Here is an 18,922-nt window from a genome sequence, read left to right on the forward strand (position 1 = left end):
AATTATAGGAGGATTTAGTCATAGCTAAGAGATTTCAAAATAGAGGAAAATTCGTAAAGAAAGAAGATTTACACAAAATCAACGACCGTATTACAGCAAGAGAAGTAAGAGTAATTGCTGACGATGTTGAACCTGCAGTTTATTCACTTGCAGATGCTTTAGCACTTGCAGAAAGCAAAGAACTCGATTTAGTTGAAATTTCTCCTAATGCTGTACCTCCCGTATGTAAGATTATTGATTATAAGAAATTCTTATACGATCAAAAAAAGAAACAAAAAGAAATTAAAGCAAAAGCTCAAAAAATGGTGGTTAAAGAAATTCGTTTCGGACCAAACACTGATGAGCATGATTTTGATTTTAAGGTGAAGCATGCTGAGAACTTTATTAAAGAAGGTTCTAAAGTGAAAGCTTTCGTATTTTTTAAAGGACGTACAATTGTTTTTAAAGAAAGAGGAGAAATTCTTTTATTAAAAATGGCTCAAGCCTTAGAAGATATAGCAACAGTTGAATCTTTACCAAAATTAGAGGGCAAAAAAATGATTATGTTTTTAGCTCCTAAAAAAGTAAACAAAAAGTAATTAACAATTAAATAATAATAGTATGCCTAAAATGAAAACTGGTTCTAGCGCTAAGAAAAGATTCCGATTAACTGGAACCGGAAAAATTAAAAGAAAACATGCTTTTAAAAGTCACATCTTAACTAAGAAAACGACTAAACAAAAGCGTAATTTGACTAAAATGGGTCTTGTAGATTCTACAGACGAAAAAAGCATCAAATTACAATTAGGAATCTAATTCCTTTTTATTGTTTTCAATAAATCGGTTATCGTAAATTAAAAAAAGTATTAAACCAGGTAATTAGTATAAAGACTCAATAAGAGCACTAACTATCAAAAAACGTTAAAAATTATGCCTAGATCGGTAAACGCAGTAGCGGCAAGAGCAAGAAGAAAAAAAGTAATGAAGCAAGCCAAAGGTTTCTTTGGCAGAAGAAAAAATGTTTGGACAGTAGCAAAAAATGCTGTTGAAAAAGCAGGTGTATATGCATACATTGGTAGAAAGCAAAAGAAAAGAAACTTCAGAGCTTTATGGATTCAAAGAATTAATGCAGGTGCAAGATTGCACGGTATGTCTTATTCTAAATTTATGGGTGAATTAGCAAAAAAAGATATTCAATTGAATAGAAAAGTTTTAGCTGATTTAGCAATGAACCACCCAGAAGCTTTTAAAGCTGTAGTTGATTCAATCAAAAAATAAATCAACACCATAATATATTTAAAGGGAGCTTTTTGCTCCCTTTTTTTTTGTTTTAAACTTTTAGGTTAAAACGTTACATTTGATAAATGCTAAACAATCTACTTTTCATAACCATACGTTGGCTCGATATAGTTGATATATTGCTTGTATCAATAATCATGTATCAGCTTTATAAACTGGTAAAAGGTACTGTTGCCATAAAAATATTCTTAGGAATCTTAGCTATTTACCTATTTTGGAAAATTGCCGCAGCATTAAAAATGGAACTACTTAGCGAAATTTTAGGTCAATTTATAGGTGTTGGTGTTATTGCCTTAATAGTCGTTTTTCAACAAGAAATTAGAAGGTTTTTACTATTGATTGGAAATAATAGAATATTTTCATCTAAAAATGGAAAACTATTTAAACTTCTACAAGTAAACAAAGACGAAAAACCGAAGTTAAACACCACTCAATTAATAAACGCATCCAGAAATTTAGCAAGATCGAAAACAGGAGCATTAATTATTCTTGATTTGCACTCTGAACTAAAACTTTATACCGTTTCGGGAGAAAAAATAAATGCAAAAATTTCATCTTCTTTATTAGAAAACATATTTTTTAAAAATAGCCCTTTACATGATGGTGGGGTTATTATTCAAAATAATGAGATTAAAGCTGCTAGGTGTATTTTACCTGTTTCAGAAAATCAATCTTTTCCAAATCATTTTGGGTTAAGACATCGTTCGGCTGCTGGTATTACTGAAGTTTCACAAGCAATTGCTATAATAATTTCCGAGGAAACTGGAAAAATATCATTCAGTAAGCAAGGAGAAATAAAACACAATATTTCTATTGACGATTTAGAAAAAAATATTTTAGCTGAACTGTGATTCTTTCACTTCATAAAAAGAAAGGCTTACTTGGAATTCTTACCATAATACTTGCTGTTATTGTTTATCATCTAATTCCTGAGGAATTTGGACAAGCTCAAATAATGGCCTCGATTGTTGTCGTAATGGCAATGTGTTGGGTATTCGAAATTTTACCTATTCCAGTTACTTCTTTATTACCTCTTGTTCTGTTTCCTGTATTTGAAATAATGAACGCTAAAGCTACTGCTTCGTTTTATGGTAAAGACATGATTTTCTTGTTTTTAGGTGGTTTGATTTTAGCAAAGGCTTTACAAGTAAGTAATTTACACCAACGAATTGCATTACATATTTTAAATATAATTGGTTCTCAACCATCTCGTTTGGTTTTAGGTTTTATGATTACAACAGCTTTTCTAAGTATGTGGATTTCAAACACCTCCTCTGTAATGGTAATGATGCCTATTGCAATTTCTATCATTGAACAAATAAAATCGAATGAGCAACAACATAAGATGGTTAGCAAATTAGCTGTTAGTATGATGCTGGGTATTGCTTATTCTGCTGATATTGGAGGAATGGCAACCTTAATTGGAACTCCTCCTAATATGGTTTTTATGGAAATGTATCACGAAATGTTTCCTAACTTATCTGTAGTAAGCTTTTCACAATGGTTAATGCTAGGAATCCCTCTTTCTTTAATGTTTCTTGGAACTGGATGGCTTTTACTAACTAAGGTGATTTTTAGAATTCCTAAAGTAAATTTGTTTGAGAGCAAAAACATTGTAAAAAATCAATTAAAGAATTTAGGTAAGATAACCCAAGATGAATTATTAGCAGGAATAGTTTTCGGTACAGCTATTTTATTATGGGTAACTGGTTCTGACATAAGGTTTTCAGATAATTTCAATATAAAAGGTTGGCGATCTTTATATAGTCTTGAAATGGTTACAGATGCCAGCGTTGCAATTGGAACTGCGGTCTTATTATTTATAATACCATCAAAAAAACGTAAAAATGAAATGCTTTTAAAATGGGAACACCTAAAAGATTTACCTTGGGGTATTTTGTTCTTGTTTGGTGGTGGATTTGCATTAGCTGGAGGATTTGAAGCTTCGGGATTATCAAAATTAATTGGAAACTTATTTACTAACGTAGATGTTAACTCTCCTATTTTTTTAGTTGTAATTGTTTGTTTTCTTTTAACATTTTTAACTGAAATAACTTCAAATACTGCAACTACAAACTTAGTATTACCAATATTGGCAAAAGCTAGTATTGTTTTAGGGATAGACCCTCGTATTTTAATGATACCTGCTACCCTATCAGCCAGTTGTGCTTTTATGATGCCTGTAGCTTCTCCTACTCAAGCCATAATATTTGGTTCAGGTTATGTAAAAATTAAACAAATGGTCAGAGCTGGAATTCTGTTTAATCTCCTCGGAATTATTGTGGTTACTTTAACTTTTTACTTATTAGCCAACTTTGTTTTTGGAATTAGCATTTAATTCTTAATCATATTGTTTATAAGTTTTGAAATCTTAAATAGCGTAAATAATAGCTAATAATTAAGTTTGTTCTATTCAATAAAAAAATAGAAAAAATGAGTTTAGTAGTTAAAGGAAGAATTAGCAAAGTTTTAGAAATGGAAACCGGTACAAGTAAAGCTGGTAAAGAATGGAAAAAACAAAGTTTTGTAATTGATACTGGGGATCAATACAACCCAGAGGTTTGTTTTAGTTTATTTGGTGAAGATAAAATTAACATGCTTAGAAACTTTGGTGAAGGACAAGAAGTTGAAGTTGCATTCAATGTATCGTCTAGAGAGTATAATGGAAAATACTACCATAATTTAGATTGCTGGAAAATTAACGGAAGTGCTCAGTTTGCTGCTGGAACTGGAGCTGCTCCTGCTCCTATGGCTGCAGATGCTCCTATGGCTGCTGGCGAAGAAGATGATTTACCTTTCTAATCAATTATTCTAAACATAGATATTACAAAAAGTGCATTCGTGCACTTTTTTTATTCGCATTAAATGATCAATTCATCATCCTTTTCTTCGTTAGGTCTTCCTCAAAAATTAGTTGTAAGGTTAACTGAACTAAATTATAGTCAGCCATACCCTATACAAGCAAAGGCTATACCTCCAATTATAGAGAAAAGAGACGTTTTAGGGATTGCTAAAACAGGTTCTGGTAAAACAGCAAGTTACATTTTGCCAATACTTGCAAACTTGCAGCATGCAACCCCCACTAAAAACAGACATGTAAATGTTTTAGTTTTAGTACCAACGAGAGAGTTAGCTGGGCAAGTAAATGATGTGGTTAGATTGTTTAGTTCAGTTTTAACAACTAGAGTTAAATCATTACCCGTTTTTGGCGGAGTTTCTATTAATCCTCAAATGATAGCTTTACAAGGTGTTAATATTCTTATTGCAACACCAGGGAGATTAATTGAATTGGTTGAGTCTAAAGCTGTTCATTTATCTAATGTAGAGACTTTAGTTTTGGATGAAGCTGATAAAATGCTAAACCTCGGGTTTAAAGACGAAATGAATAAGATTTTTTCTTTACTACCTAAAAAGCGACAGAATCTTTTATTTTCGGCTACGCTTAGCGAAGATTTAAATGATGTTAAACAAGTTTTACTTGATAATCCTGTTGTTATTAAAATAAAGGATGAGAGTGAAGAAATTGAGCAAATTAATCAAGTTGTCTATTTTGTAAATGAAGAAAAAAAAGGTCCTTTACTTCGTCATTTAATAAAAGTAAATAATTTGTCTCAAATCTTGATTTTTGCAGCTTCAACATACAAAGCAGATAATATAGCTAATAAGCTCCGAAAAAATGACATAAATGCTGCCGCCATTCACAGTAAAAAAAGTCAGACGACAAGAACAGAAACATTACGAAAATTTAAAGAAGGAAAAATTAATGTTTTAGTTGCAACTGACTTATTAGCTAGAGGAATTGATATTGAATTTTTACCTTGTGTAATTAATTATGACTTACCTCGTTCACCAAAAGATTATATCCATAGAATTGGTAGAACAGGAAGAGCTGACTCTTCTGGTGATGCGATTACTTTTGTTAATTCGGATGAAGAGCATCATTTTAAAGTAATTCAAAAAAAGAGTGCTCAATACATAGAAGTTTTGGAGTTAGAAGGATTTACAGATTAAAGACTAACCAACTCTCTATCTTTAATATAAAGCAAGTAACTCTTTACATTTGTATATCCCATTTCAAGTAATATCGTTTGATAGTTAGATAATTGCTTTAGATGAGAAGTTTCTTGATTCCCTGTCTTATAATCAATAATAAACGTTTCATTATTTTTTTGAACTACCCTATCTGGTTGATATGTTTTACCTGAAGGCAACAAAATAGACGTTTCATTAATCACCTTGTCTATATCAGTAAAAAAAGGCTTTATGGCTGATAAACTTAAAATCTCATTAATTTCTTTATTAATATCTTCAGCTTCTTTAGAATTGATAATTCCTGCTAATTGGTATTTCTTTATCACACTTTCTAAATCTCCAATAGTTTCAATATCAGCAAGTATTTTGTGTACTAACCTACCATATTCGGTTGCTGATTCTAGATATTCAGTTTCCCATACTTCTGGCGCTTGAAAACTAATTTCAATTTTATCTCTCCAATTATTATAAACAACACTTGTAAACTCTTCATTCTTATTTTCACCGTTTACTTCATCCTTTTCATTAGGAGAAAAAATACCAAACTGATAAGTTGAATCGCTTACTTTTTGGGATGGATTTAACTCACAGTAATCGAAAAATAGCTTACTAATATTTATTGAATTGCTTTGGGATGGTTTTTTAGGTGCTTCATACATTTTACTCAAAATATACAACCTATCTTTTGGCCTTGTTAGGGCTACATATAAAATATTAACTAAATCTAACTTCGATTTTTCAACTTCATCATTAAGAATTGACTCGTACTTAGTTCCTTTAAGACTATTATTTAAAGGTAAAATAGCTGTTTTAAAACGCTCTATATTTGTATCGTTAATCCAGCTAAAATTTTCAGTGTTCTTACTAACTGAATCTGCATACGGATAAATAACAACTGGGAATTCTAATCCTTTAGATTTATGAATACTCATAATCTTAACGGCATTTATACCATCAGGAATTACAATAGAAAATTTACTGCTTTTATTTTTCCACCACTCTAAAAAGTTTACTACCGAGTTGTCGAATCTTGAAGCATATTCTTGAATTTTATCAAGAAAAAATTGAATGTAAATATTAACTTCTTGATCTAAATTAAAATGACGAATTAAATATTCGGTTAATTCATATAACGAATAGTTTGCTATATTTTTATAATCTAACATTAATTCTTTACTTAACAGATATAACTCTAAAGTACTTGTATTCTTATGGTTATAAATATCAATTAGTTTATCAGTTGTAAACTGATTGTTAATTAGATAATTAATAACAGGTAGCTGAAAACTTACTTCTTTTGGGTTTGATAAGAAATTAAAAATATTGATTAAGAATTTTACTTCCGCTGAGTTATTTAGCAACAAACTTTCTGAAGAAACTACAGGAATTCCTTTCTCTAATAAAATTGTAGCAATTGCAGAACCTTCTTTATTTCCTCTTGTTAGAATGGCAATATCATCCAACTTATAACCTTCCGTTTCTGAAGTATTATGTGCTATAATTTCTAATATCCTATTATAAGTAATTTCATCAAATTCATCTTTACCCTCTGCTTCTAATAAATCAATTTCAACTCCTCCTCCGATATTTGCAGGAATATAATTTTGTGATAAATTATTATAGATTTCTTTATAAGTACCAGAGAGATTATTTGCAATAAAACTGAAAAACTGATTATTAAAATCTACAACCTCAGCTTTAGACCTGAAGTTTGATTCTAAATTTTCTTTCTTGTAGTTTCTAACAAAAGCAGCTTCTCGTTCTTTTATAAGCTCATTATTATTGTTGTTATGGAGGTATGGCAATTTTATTATTTGGTCTACTTCACCACCTCTAAATCGATATATTGCTTGTTTCGCATCCCCTACAATCATACTAAACTTTCCATCTGCCAAAGAATTATCAATTAAAGGGATTAGATTGTGCCATTGAATTATTGAAGTATCCTGAAACTCATCAATTAAATAATGTTTGTATTTCTCTCCCAATCGCTCATAGATAAATGGAATAGGCTCACTTGCTACTATTTTAGCAATTTTCTTATTAAAATCAGAGATACTTAAAACACTATTTTCTTTCTTGTATTCTTGAATTGTTTTTTCAATTTCGTTGAGTACAGCTAAGTTGTATATATTTCTAATCAATAATTTGTTTACAAAATACTCTTCCCCCTTATTATCTATTAAAGCTTTAGATGTATTATACCATGTAATAAATTCTTGTTGATTTGAATCAATTAATTCTTGCTGATCTTGAGGGACAGTTTTTGCGTACCAATTTTGTTCACCATTAATTATTTTTAAAAATGTAGCTGTTGGGGTGAAATCTTTAAGATTCAATAGCTTTTTCCAATAATCAGTATAAAAACTTCTAGAAAAACTTTTTTCGTTTATTCCTTTATTGTGAACTTCTGCAATAGCATTAGTGGCTAATAAAGATAATTCTTTTTCGAAGGATTTTATAGATCCTGATAGCTCTTTTTTAATTTCTTCAAAATCATCAATCGTTAAATTTCTTAATTGTTGTAAATGAATTTCTCCATCTTCTTTAATTAAATTCTTTGCAAAATTCTTAAGGTCTTTTTCTATATGCCAACTCGCTTCATCTTCAGCTTTCTTGCCAGCATATTCAATGAGTAATTTTGTTATCTTTTCATTAGACCCTATCTCAGAAATTAATAAATCTATAGACTTATCTAAAACTTCATTTTCGTTTAACTCTATATCAAAATTTAAAGGTAAATGTAAATCATGAGCAAACGTTCTGATTATTTTATGGGTAAATTTATCTATCGTTCCGATTGCAAAATTGCCGTAATTATGCAAAATAGATTTTAATACTTTTTTGCTGCGATCAACAATTTGCTCTTGTGTAGCACCCAATCCACCTTTATCAACTGGGAGCAATAAAGCTTCCATTAAATGCTTTGGTGTACCTTCCAATGCTTTTTGACCAGACAATGATTGAAGGGCAGAGATTACTCTTTCTTTCATTTCTGATGCTGCTTTGTTCGTGAATGTTACCGCTAAAATATTTTTATATTGGTTATCAGAGTCGTTTTCTAACGCAATTTTAAGGTACTCTTTTACAAGAGTAAACGTTTTACCCGAGCCTGCAGAAGCATTATATACAGCAAAATTATTCATCTATTTTTTTCAATATAAAAGCAAGTTTATCATCTAACGATAAAGCCCCATCAATCCAATTAATGTTAAACCCATTTCGTTCCATTTTTCGAAACCAAGTCATTTGACGTTTTGCAAATTGATGTATAGCAACATTTAATTTTTCAAACATTTCATTATAGGTTATTTCTCCCAATAAATGCTCTGTAATAATTTTATACTCTAGTCCATAAAATTTTAATTTATCGGCCGAAACGCCATTTTCTATTAATTGTTTTACTTCCTCCAACATCCCTTCCTCTTTAAATCTTTTTTTCAATCGATTTGTGATTCTTTCTCTTCGTTCCTCTCTTTCAAACTTTATCCCAAAAATGATGTGATTAATTTTAGGAAAATCACGAATCAAAGCTTCATTTTCTGATTGAAACTTAGCAATTTCAATTGCTCTAATTATTCGCTTTTTATAAATGGTATCTGTAGTATTGTGAACTTCTTTTTCTTGTTTTAAAATAGCAATCAATTCATCAATTGATTTTAACTCCAACTCAGCTCTCAACTCCTTATTTTCTGGTATTTCTAAAAACCGATACCCTTTAAGAACAGATTCCAAATACATTCCTGTTCCTCCACATAAAATCGCTTGTTTTCCTCTATTTAAAACATTTTCATAAACAGGCAAGAAATCTTTCTGAAACTCAAACACATTATATTCCGCTCCTGCATCTACAATGTCTATTAAATGATAAGGTATTTGTTTTCCTTCTACCAAAAAGTCAGCTAAATCTTTCCCCGTTCCTATATCCATTCCTTTGTAAACTTGTCGTGAATCAGCACTTATAACCTCCCCATCCATTTTAGCTGCCAAATTCGCTGCCAAATTCGTTTTTCCTGTTGCGGTTGGACCAAGTATTACAATTAAGTTTTTTTGCATTAATGAGTTTTCTCAGGTTTTTATATCTGTTTTATATTACTTTTGTAGTGTGAGAATTGCATCTCAAATATCATCAATAATTGTTGCTCTATTGTTTATTTACACAATAAACTTTAAGTCTATTATCACAATTAACTACTTAATTAACATTTCCGAAATTACTGAACTGTTTTGTGTAAACAAAGAAAAACCTCAATTGCAATGTAATGGAAAATGTCATTTAGCTAAACAATTTATTGAAACTGAAAAAGATGAAAATCAATCTCCATTTTCTAACACCCAATTAGCTTATAATTTTGATGTAATTTCTATTTTATTAAATCCATTTTACAATACAACTTTACCTGAAAAAGAAATCAAAAGTTCATTTCATATCAATTCTACAAAAACTTTAGAACATTTTTATAGTGTTCCGTCACCTCCTCCAAAGGCTTAATATTTTTTCATAAAAAAAATATTATTAATCCACTTAAATAAGAGTGATGAACAGAAAAATAACTTTTCTGTTGCTATTGCTTTTTGTTGGTCAAATTAGCTGGGCTTGTGATTTATGTAGTTTCTATATAGGTATTCAACCCAACGATTTTAAAAGTTCATTTGGTATAAGATATAGATATCGATTGTTTGAAGATAAATACACATTTAACTCTTCAACAAATACCATAAGCAATAAGTCAAGCCAACGATTAGCAAACAATAATTTAGCTTCAATAAATCATATTGATGAGAGTTATTTGGGAACAGAAAAAAAAGATATATTTTATAAAGAACAATACAACAGTTACGATTTTTTACTAAATATAGCCTTAGGAAAAAGATTTAATCTATTAATTAGCAATTCTTTTTCTGATAATTATGTTTATAAAAACGACAGTTTAATTGACAACATTTCAGGTGTTGGCGATATGCAGTTATTATTAAACTATAGGCTTTTTTATTCTAAAGTAAGTAACGATAGCTTAGCTAAAAATAGATTTTTACATCGATTAACTATTGGTGCTGGAATTGAATTACCTACAGGTAGTTACAATAAAAACTCTACTAAAAGCTATGAAACTACTATAACTGGCAATACTATTTTAGGTCAACCTTTAATGGTTCTCGACCCACATTTACAGCCAGGTACAGGAAGTTTAAATTATTTGTTTTTTTTAGAATATTTGGTTCAGTTTAATCAACTTGGATGGAATAGTAATATAAGCTACAAACTAACCACTAAAAATAAAAATGGTTTTCAGTTTGCTAACCGTTCTAACTTTAACACTTCATTATTTTATATGGCTAAAATAAAACCCGATTTTATTTTAATGCCAAATGCAGGACTTAGCTATGAATATAGCGAAAGAGACACTCAGAATGAAATTGAAGAAGTTGATTCTGGTGGTGAAGCTTTATTTGCTACTCCTGGCTTTAAATTATTGGTCAAAAATATTGCCTTTGATTTTAATTATTACCATCCTATTCACGATTATTTATACGGGAACCAGCCTTCCAATAAGGCTCGAATTATTGGACAATTAACATACAATTTTTAATTAACTTTATAAAAACATAAAACAATGAAAACTCAAAATTTATTACTTACTGCACTTTTAATTAGTGCTTTTGCATTTTTACCATCTTGTTCAAAAGATGACGATAATCCTACTCCAGTTGTTACTGTCCCAACTTCACCTGCGGCAACATCTGCTAACTTAACATTTGATTTTACACATAATTTTGATGGAGCAAATGTTTCTTCGGCTAACTTTAATCAATTTGATTTTATCACTCTTAATGATGATACTTTAAATTTAACAAAGCTTCGTTATTTAATTTCTGACATTAGACTTTTCAAATCTAATGGAGATAGTGTTTTAATTGATGGTTACCAACTAGTTGATGTAACCAATAACACAGGGCTAACGTACTCTCCAACTGACGACATCCCAACTGGGTCTTATACTGGCATATCGTTTACTTTTGGTTTTGATAGCTTAGATAACACTGGGAACTATGCCGATTTAAATTCTACAAGCTGGAATTGGCCTGCAATGATTGGTGGTGGTTACCACTTTATGCAAATGGAAGGTAAATACAAAGATATGGGTAGTGAAATTGGATATGCTTACCACATGGGTACAGCTAGTCCAAGTTCTGGAGTATTTGAACAGAATTATTTTAGAGCTGATTTAGGAGCAATAAACATTACTGGAGATGCAACTATAGAAATTAAAATGAATATTGCTGAATGGTACAAAAACCCTTACACATGGGACTTAAATGCTATGCACAGCATGTTGATGCCTAATTATACTGCTCAAAAAAGCATGTACCAAAATGGCCATTCTGTATTTAGCTTAGGAACTGTAGTTCAATAATATTTTTAAAGCAGCGTTAATTTAATTAACGCTGCTTAACTTTACTTCTATGAAAAAGTTTATTTCATATTTTTTAATACTAGGATTTATTACCCTTAATTATTCTTGTGCTAAAAAGGAAGGTTGTACAGATCCTGCATCACTTAATTATGATGCAGAAGCAGAAGTTAATGATGGAAGTTGCATTTATCCAAAAGAAGGCTGTACAGACCCTACATCATTAAATTATGATCCTAACGCACAAATTGATAATGGTACTTGTATTTATTCTAATTCATCAGGCGCACCTACACCTTACGAACTAGAAATTCCTGTTTTATTTGCTCAAAATATTTTGCCACCAGTAATCCCTTCAGATAATCCGATGACATACCAAGGTGTTGCTTTAGGTAGAAAGTTATTTTTTGATCGAATTTTATCTGGAGATGGAACACAATCTTGTGCAAGTTGTCATAATCCACAACTTGCTTTTGCTGAAAACTCAGCTTTTAGCATAGGAATAGATGGTATTCAAGGAACACTAAGTGCTATGCCATTATTTAATATGGCTTGGAATTGGGATAATAAATTCTTTTGGGATGGAAGAGCAGCTGGGATTGAAGAACAAGCCTTAGGCCCTGTTGTAAATCCAATAGAAATGCACAATACATGGCAAAATGCAATTAACTCACTTCAAAACCATCCTGATTATCCTCAATTATTTAATAGTGCTTTTGAAACTTCTGTAATCGACTCTTCTCTTGTAGTAAAAGCTATCGCTCAGTTCGAAAGAACTTTAATTTCAAGCAATTCAAAATTTGATAAATTTTTAAGGGGTGAAGTTTCTCTTTCTCCTGCAGAAGCAAACGGGTTTAATATTTTTATGGATGAAAGTAGAGGAGATTGTTTTCACTGTCATGGAAATGCTAACAATCCGTTATGGACAGATAATGCTTTTCATAATAATGGTTTAGATGCAACATTTACTGATAATGGATTGGGTGATGTAACAGGAAACCCTAATGATAATGGTAAATTTAAAAGTCCATCGTTACGAAATTTAGCCTATACAGCTCCTTATATGCACGATGGAAGGTTTGCGACATTAGAAGAGGTAATTAACCATTACAGTGAAGGTTTAGTTAACTCCCCTACTATTGACCCTTTAATGAAAACTGTAAGTGCTGGAGGTGTTAATTTATCTCCAAGTGATAAAGCAGATTTAAAAGCATTTTTGTTGTCTTTATCTGATGATGATTTTATAAACAATCCCGATTTTCAAGCACCATAAATGGAACGAAAAATTAAATTAATATGGGAATTTTATGGCCCAGATGCTGAACAAACAGCTAAACACCACCAAATACATTTAGAAGAATTTGCTAAAAAAGAAAATTTAACGCTAGATATAGCCGGTGTTGAATATGTTACCGAAATGAAATGGTTAGCATATTTAATTTGTATGGAATCGGAAATGATTAAAGTTAGGGATGCTTTAAAACCTCTTAGAGGTGAATTGTTTGAGGAATAAATTCTCCAAGAATCATTAAAACTATCACCTAATTATTAAACACAACGTACATTTTACTGCTTTTAATAAGAACCCAATTTTATTTATACAGGATTAACTATTTCAGCTTTTTTAACTTTTGGAATTAATTCCAAAACTGCATCATGAATTATTTTTTGAAGTTCGCTAGCCAATCTTTTTTTAACAAAGAATTTATGAGTTAACATACCTACAGAACGAGATGGAATTGGCATTTTGAATGCTACTATATTTTTCTTATCCTTATCAAATATTTCTAAAGAAGCTAAGTAAGGTATAATAGTCATTCCTTGATTGGCTTTAGTGAATCGCAATAAACTATCCATAGAGGCTGACTCAAATTCAAAATTTATTTCAACATTTGGAGATTGGTCTGATAACTCACATATTTGATGAACTTGAGTTCTTAGACAATGACCTTCTTGCAATAACAAAAGCCTAGAATAATCTAGCTCATTAATTGATATTTTTGAAACCGATTTTTTATCTCGACAATCATAAACTAAAAAAGGCTCTACAAACAACTCCTTTTCAATTAGTTCACTATCTAAAATAGGTAAAGCAAGTATTCCTATATCTAAAGACCTATTTTTAAGTGATTCTATAATTTGGGATGTTGGAATTTCTTTAACAATAATCTTAATCTTTTGAAACTTTGTCGCAAAATCGGATAAAAATAAAGGCAAAAGATATGGAGCGATAGTAGGTATAATTCCAATCTTTAACTCTCCAATCATTTCTCCTTTCAATTCTTGAATTACATTTTCTAACTGACTTATTTCATTATTAATAACCCTTAATTTTTGTATAATTTCTAAACCTTCAGTCGTAATTGAAACTGGCTTTGTTTTTCTATTAAATATTTTCATTCCTATTTCACCTTCAAATCTAGCTATCATAGTACTTAAAGTTGATTGTGTTATAAAACATCTTTCTGCTGCCTCCTCAAAATTCTTTGAATCGGCAACTGCTAACACATACTGAAATTGCTGAATATTCATAATTAAAACATATTATTGATAATATCAATATTAGTATCACAAATATCGTTTTTATAAACAATAATATCTAATTAAATTTGTATTGTAATAAAAATATTTCACTGCTATGAAAAAATTAATACCATTAAGCATTCTTTCATTATTAGTAATAGGTGCTTGCAAAAATCAAAATGAACAAATGATGGAAAAAGAAAACGGAGGTTGCCCTTTTGGATTTGATAAAGGACATAAAAAAGAACAAGTTTCAGTAATAAAAAATAACGATGATTGGTGGCCAAATAAATTGAATTTGGACATTTTAGCTCAGAATTCTGAACTTACAAACCCCATGGAAAGGGATTTTAATTATAAAAAGGAATTTGAAAAATTAGACTTGAATCAACTTAAAAAAGATATTGAAGTAGTATTAACTAAATCTCAAGATTGGTGGCCAGCTGACTATGGTCACTATGGACCATTAATGATTAGAATGGCTTGGCACAGTGCTGGAACATACAGAACAGGTGATGGAAGAGGAGGCACAAGAATGGGTCTACAACGTTTTGCTCCTCAAAACAGTTGGCCTGATAATGGAAACCTTGATAAAGCTAGAAGGTTATTATGGCCAATAAAACAAAAATATGGCCAACAAATATCATGGGCAGATTTAATGATTTTGACTGGTAATGTAGCTTTAGAGTCAATGGGGTTTAAAACTATTGGATTTGCTGGAGGAAGAGCTGACGTTTGGGAACCTCAAGAAGATATATACTGGGGTCCTGAAAGTGATTGGTTAGAATCAAGAAGATTAAACGAAGAAGGTGAACTAGATTTAAATATTGAAAATCCTTTAGCTGCTGTTCAAATGGGATTAATTTATGTAAACCCAGAAGGGCCAAACGGAAATCCTGACCCAATAGCTTCAGCTAAAAATATTCGGATTGCCTTTGCACGTATGGGAATGAATGATGAAGAAACAGTCGCATTAATTGCTGGTGGTCATTCATTTGGTAAAACACACGGAGCCGGACCAGCAGAAAATGTAGGTGCTTCACCAGAAGCAGCTAGTATAGAAGAACAAGGTTTCGGTTGGAGAAGTGCTTATAAATCTGGAAAAGGAGAAGATGCAATCACTTCTGGCTTAGAGGTAATTTGGACGCCTACTCCAACTATATGGAGCCACGCTTATATTAACATCTTATTTAATAATGAATGGGAATTAACAAAAAGTCCTGCAGGAGCTCATCAATGGGTAACTAAAAGTACTGCAGAAATACTTCCAGATGCTTTTAATAAAGAAAAGAAACATAGAGCTACAATGCTAACTTCTGATTTAGCTTTAAAATTTGATCCTGAATACAAAAAAGTATGTCAAAAGTTTATTGATGAGCCATCATCTTTTGATAAAGCTTTTGCTAATGCTTGGTTTAAATTAACACACAGAGATATGGGACCAAAATCAACTTATCTTGGTTCTGAAGTCCCAGAAGAAAACTTTTTATGGCAAGACCCAATTCCTACTAGAAATTATGACTTAATTTCTAAATCTGATATTGATAGGATAAAACAAGAAATAATAAACTCTGGTATATCTCTCAATCACTTGATTGAAACTGCATGGGCATCAGCTTCATCTTTCAGAGGCTCTGATAGAAGAGGTGGTGCAAATGGAGCTAGAATTAGATTAGAACCTCAAATCAATTGGGAAGCGAATAATCCAAATCAGCTTAAGAAAGTTTTAGCAGTCTATGAACAAATTCAGGAGAAGTTCAATGCCAATTCAGGAAGCAAAAAAGTTTCAATGGCGGATTTAATAGTGTTAGGTGGAAATGCTGCCATCGAAAAATCTGCTTCAAATGCTGGCTTTAATATTCCTGTTCCATTTAACCCTGGAAGAACAGATGCAACACAAGAACAAACAGATGTAGCTTCTTTTAATGTGTTAGAACCTATAGCAGATGGTTTTAGAAATTTTCAAAAAAAGAAATACACCCTTACAACTGAAGAATTGTTAGTTGACAAAGCTCAATTATTAACGTTAACAGTTCCAGAAATGACAGTTCTTGTTGGTGGAATGAGAGCTTTAAATGCAAATTTTGATGATTCAAACTATGGCATTTTAACCAATACTCCTGGTAAACTTAATAATAACTTCTTTATTAATTTGTTAGATATGAGTACTTATTGGACACCTAAATCAGAAGATAAAACAGAGTTTGAAGGAAAAGATAGGGCAACTAATAAAGTAAAATGGACAGCTACTAGAGCAGATTTAATATTTGGTTCAAATTCTGAATTGAGAGCAATAGCAGAAGTTTATGCCAGTAATGATGCACAAGAAAAGTTTGTTAATGATTTTATTAATGCATGGACAAAGGTTATGAACCTAGATCGTTTTGATTTAAAACAATAAGAAAATATAAACGATAATGAATAAATAGCGGATTGGGTAATACTTAATTCGCTATTTTTATTTAATAAAATGTACCTCTTTAAATATTTTTAGATATATCTATGTTTTTTAAGACACTAAGAAATCCTACTCCAATTCACCTTATTTCTTTTCATGTTATCCAATCCAGTAACCAATCGGTGATTGTTTTCTGATTGCAATTTAGGGTCTTTTTTAAGCACCTCTATTGCTTCATTTCTTGCCATTTGCAATACCTGTCCATCTTTAGCTAAATCCGCAATATTTAAATTTAACAAGCCACTTTGTTGTGTACCTTGTATATCTCCCGGACCTCTTAGCTTTAAATCTACTTCGGCTATTTCAAAACCATCATTGGTTCTTACCATAGTTTCCATTCGCAATTTACTATCGCTAGAAAGCTTATTACCTGTCATTAAAATACAATAAGATTGTTCTGCCCCTCTACCCACTCTACCTCTTAACTGGTGTAGTTGAGACAAACCAAAACGCTCAGCACTTTCAATAATCATAACACTTGCATTAGGCACATTTACTCCAACTTCTATTACAGTTGTGGCAACCATTATTTGAGTTTCTCCTTTTACAAATCGTTGCATTTCATATTCTTTATCTGCAGGTTTCATTTTACCATGTACAATACTTATGTTATAGTTTGGAGAAGGAAACCGTCTTGAAATACTCTCAAAACCATCCATCAAATCCTTATAATCCATTTTCTCGGATTCGTTTATTAAAGGATAAACCACATAAATCTGCCTTCCTTTTTTTATTTCCTCTTCCATAAACCCAAAAACTCGCATTCGAGCTGAGTCAAACCGATGAGTAGTTGTTATTGGTTTTCTTCCTGGTGGTAGTTCATCTATTACAGAAATATCTAAATCACCATAAAAAGTCATAGCTAAAGTCCTTGGGATAGGTGTTGCTGTCATTACTAATACATGTGGTGGAATAGCCCTTCCCTTTCTCCATAATTTTGACCTTTGTTGCACTCCAAAACGATGCTGTTCATCAATAACAACATAACCTAAATTATCAAACTTTACTTTATCTTCTAGCAGAGCATGAGTTCCTACTAAAATTTTTAATGTGCCGTTTTCTAAATCTTCATGAATTTGTCTTCTTTTAGCCGTTTTTACAGAGCCAGTCAACAATTCAATAGTAACATTCATTCCTTCCAACATTTCCATTAGCCCTTCATAATGCTGACTTGCCAATATCTCTGTTGGAGCCATTAAACAAGTTTGAAAACCATTATCAATAGCAATCAACATTGTTAATAAAGCAACAACTGTTTTCCCACTTCCTACATCGCCTTGTAACAATCTATTCATATGTTCTCCAGCACCAACATCTCTTCGTATTTCTTTTATTACTCTTTTTTGAGCATCAGTTAATTCGAATGCTAAGTTGTTTTTGTAAAATGTATTAAAGTTGTCTCCAACATTACCAAAAACATGACCTTTTATTTTTTCTGCCTTTATTACCTTTTGCTGCAATAAATTCAATTGTAAATAAAACAGTTCTTCAAATTTTAATCGAAATAGTGCCTTTTGCAACAATACTTCATTTTCAGGAGTATGAGCATTTATTATTGCTGCCTCTTTAGATATTAAATTTAATTTCTCAATTAATTCAAATGGTAGAGTTTCAATTATCTTCCCTCTTAGTTGAGAAGTTAAATTCTTTTGAATTTTAAATATTCCTTTAGCATTTAAACCTTTAGCTGATAATTTCTCCGTGGTATGATAAACTGATTCTAGGGTTATTTTATTAGCTAACAAAGAATCACTTACCAAATCCAACTCAGGGTGAGTAATGTTATATGTATTCTTAAATAAAGTTGGTTTACCGTAAACAATATATTCTACATTTGGTTTTATTGATGAAGACAACCACTTAATTCCTTTAAACCATACCAAATCTATCTCGCCAGTTTCATCATGGAATTTAGCTACCATTCGCTTAGCTCTTTTATCTCCAATAGTTTGTATTTGAGTAATCTTTCCCTTTAATTGAATAAATGCGGCATCAGAGTTAATCTCGCTTATTTTGTAAATTTTAGATTTATCTATGTATCGAAAAGGATAATAATCGAGTAATTGAGCAAAGGTAAATATGCCCAACTCTTTTTTTAGTAGCTCAGCCTTTGCTGGTCCTACTCCTTTTAAATATTCTATAGATGTATCTAAAAATTGGTTTGACATGGAGCTAATTTAACAAAAAAGCCCTCACCAAAAGGTAAGGGCTTAGCACA

At 31.1% G+C, this 18,922-nt stretch carries 17 protein-coding genes; 13 read left to right on the forward strand and 4 right to left on the reverse strand.

The window, feature by feature from the left end; translation table 11 throughout:
• The first annotated feature begins 20 nt into the window (after positions 1-20).
• From infC to FRY74_RS00665, 7 genes are all read left to right on the forward strand, one after another.
• Complete coding sequence (infC, locus tag FRY74_RS00635) at positions 21-578, forward strand: translation initiation factor IF-3 (RefSeq protein ID WP_147097610.1); 558 nt, start codon at positions 21-23, stop codon at positions 576-578.
• 22 nt (positions 579-600) lie between these two features.
• Positions 601-795 carry a 50S ribosomal protein L35 gene (rpmI, locus tag FRY74_RS00640; RefSeq protein ID WP_147097612.1) on the forward strand — a complete coding sequence of 65 codons (195 nt, stop codon included), beginning with the start codon at positions 601-603 and terminating at the stop codon, positions 793-795.
• A gap of 114 nt (positions 796-909) precedes the next feature.
• Positions 910-1,257, forward strand: coding sequence for a 50S ribosomal protein L20 (gene rplT, locus FRY74_RS00645; RefSeq protein ID WP_147097614.1), 348 nt, complete (start codon positions 910-912; stop codon positions 1,255-1,257).
• Between the two features lie 86 nt (positions 1,258-1,343).
• Positions 1,344-2,129 carry a diadenylate cyclase CdaA gene (gene cdaA, locus FRY74_RS00650; protein WP_147097616.1) on the forward strand — a complete coding sequence of 262 codons (786 nt, stop codon included), beginning with the start codon at positions 1,344-1,346 and terminating at the stop codon, positions 2,127-2,129.
• The gene (locus FRY74_RS00655) at positions 2,126-3,616 is read left to right on the forward strand and encodes an SLC13 family permease (RefSeq protein ID WP_147097618.1); all 1,491 of its coding nucleotides are present in this window, start codon (positions 2,126-2,128) and stop codon (positions 3,614-3,616) included. The genes cdaA and FRY74_RS00655 overlap by 4 nt, the downstream gene beginning before the upstream one ends.
• A gap of 95 nt (positions 3,617-3,711) precedes the next feature.
• Positions 3,712-4,080, forward strand: coding sequence for a DUF3127 domain-containing protein (locus tag FRY74_RS00660; protein WP_147097620.1), 369 nt, complete (start codon positions 3,712-3,714; stop codon positions 4,078-4,080).
• A gap of 63 nt (positions 4,081-4,143) precedes the next feature.
• A complete protein-coding gene (locus FRY74_RS00665) occupies positions 4,144-5,289 on the forward strand; it encodes a DEAD/DEAH box helicase (RefSeq protein ID WP_147097622.1) in 1,146 nt (381 codons plus the stop codon).
• Here the strand turns inward: FRY74_RS00665 and FRY74_RS00670 are convergent.
• Positions 5,286-8,456 carry a UvrD-helicase domain-containing protein gene (locus FRY74_RS00670; protein WP_147097624.1) on the reverse strand — a complete coding sequence of 1,057 codons (3,171 nt, stop codon included), beginning with the start codon at positions 8,454-8,456 and terminating at the stop codon, positions 5,286-5,288. The two genes, FRY74_RS00665 and FRY74_RS00670, sit on opposite strands and share 4 nt — an antisense overlap.
• Positions 8,449-9,366: a tRNA (adenosine(37)-N6)-dimethylallyltransferase MiaA gene (gene miaA / locus FRY74_RS00675; RefSeq protein WP_147097625.1), complete on the reverse strand. Its 918-nt coding sequence runs from the start codon at positions 9,364-9,366 to the stop codon at positions 8,449-8,451. Before miaA ends, FRY74_RS00670 begins: the two co-directional genes overlap by 8 nt.
• Positions 9,367-9,415: 49 nt before the next feature.
• On the opposite strand from miaA, the gene FRY74_RS00680 reads away from it, so the two are divergent.
• From FRY74_RS00680 to FRY74_RS00700, 5 genes are read left to right on the forward strand one after another with little or no spacing between them, the layout of a single operon-like run.
• Positions 9,416-9,802 carry a hypothetical protein gene (locus tag FRY74_RS00680; RefSeq protein ID WP_147097627.1) on the forward strand — a complete coding sequence of 129 codons (387 nt, stop codon included), beginning with the start codon at positions 9,416-9,418 and terminating at the stop codon, positions 9,800-9,802.
• A 46-nt stretch (positions 9,803-9,848) separates the two neighbouring features.
• Positions 9,849-10,901, forward strand: a complete 1,053-nt coding sequence (locus FRY74_RS00685) for a hypothetical protein (RefSeq protein WP_147097629.1) — start codon at positions 9,849-9,851, stop codon at positions 10,899-10,901.
• 24 nt (positions 10,902-10,925) lie between these two features.
• The gene (locus FRY74_RS00690) at positions 10,926-11,726 is read left to right on the forward strand and encodes an MbnP family protein (RefSeq protein WP_147097632.1); all 801 of its coding nucleotides are present in this window, start codon (positions 10,926-10,928) and stop codon (positions 11,724-11,726) included.
• A 49-nt stretch (positions 11,727-11,775) separates the two neighbouring features.
• Positions 11,776-12,996 (forward strand): cytochrome-c peroxidase, encoded by a 1,221-nt coding sequence (locus FRY74_RS00695; RefSeq protein ID WP_189765234.1) that lies wholly within the window; start codon positions 11,776-11,778, stop codon positions 12,994-12,996.
• A complete protein-coding gene (locus FRY74_RS00700) occupies positions 12,997-13,236 on the forward strand; it encodes a hypothetical protein (protein ID WP_147097634.1) in 240 nt (79 codons plus the stop codon).
• An 83-nt stretch (positions 13,237-13,319) separates the two neighbouring features.
• Here the strand turns inward: FRY74_RS00700 and FRY74_RS00705 are convergent, their stop codons facing one another.
• On the reverse strand, positions 13,320-14,255 hold the full coding sequence (locus FRY74_RS00705) for a hydrogen peroxide-inducible genes activator (protein WP_147097636.1): 936 nt from the start codon (positions 14,253-14,255) through the stop codon (positions 13,320-13,322).
• A gap of 106 nt (positions 14,256-14,361) precedes the next feature.
• Between FRY74_RS00705 and katG the strand changes: the two genes are divergently transcribed.
• Positions 14,362-16,647, forward strand: a complete 2,286-nt coding sequence (katG, locus tag FRY74_RS00710; RefSeq protein WP_147097638.1) for a catalase/peroxidase HPI — start codon at positions 14,362-14,364, stop codon at positions 16,645-16,647.
• A gap of 116 nt (positions 16,648-16,763) precedes the next feature.
• Here the strand turns inward: katG and recG are convergent, their stop codons facing one another.
• Positions 16,764-18,872: an ATP-dependent DNA helicase RecG gene (gene recG, locus FRY74_RS00715; RefSeq protein WP_147097640.1), complete on the reverse strand. Its 2,109-nt coding sequence runs from the start codon at positions 18,870-18,872 to the stop codon at positions 16,764-16,766.
• Positions 18,873-18,922: the final 50 nt, after the last annotated feature.

Origin of the sequence: Vicingus serpentipes (assembly GCF_007993035.1) — a bacterium.
Classification (GTDB): Bacteria; Bacteroidota; Bacteroidia; order Flavobacteriales_E; family Vicingaceae; genus Vicingus; species Vicingus serpentipes.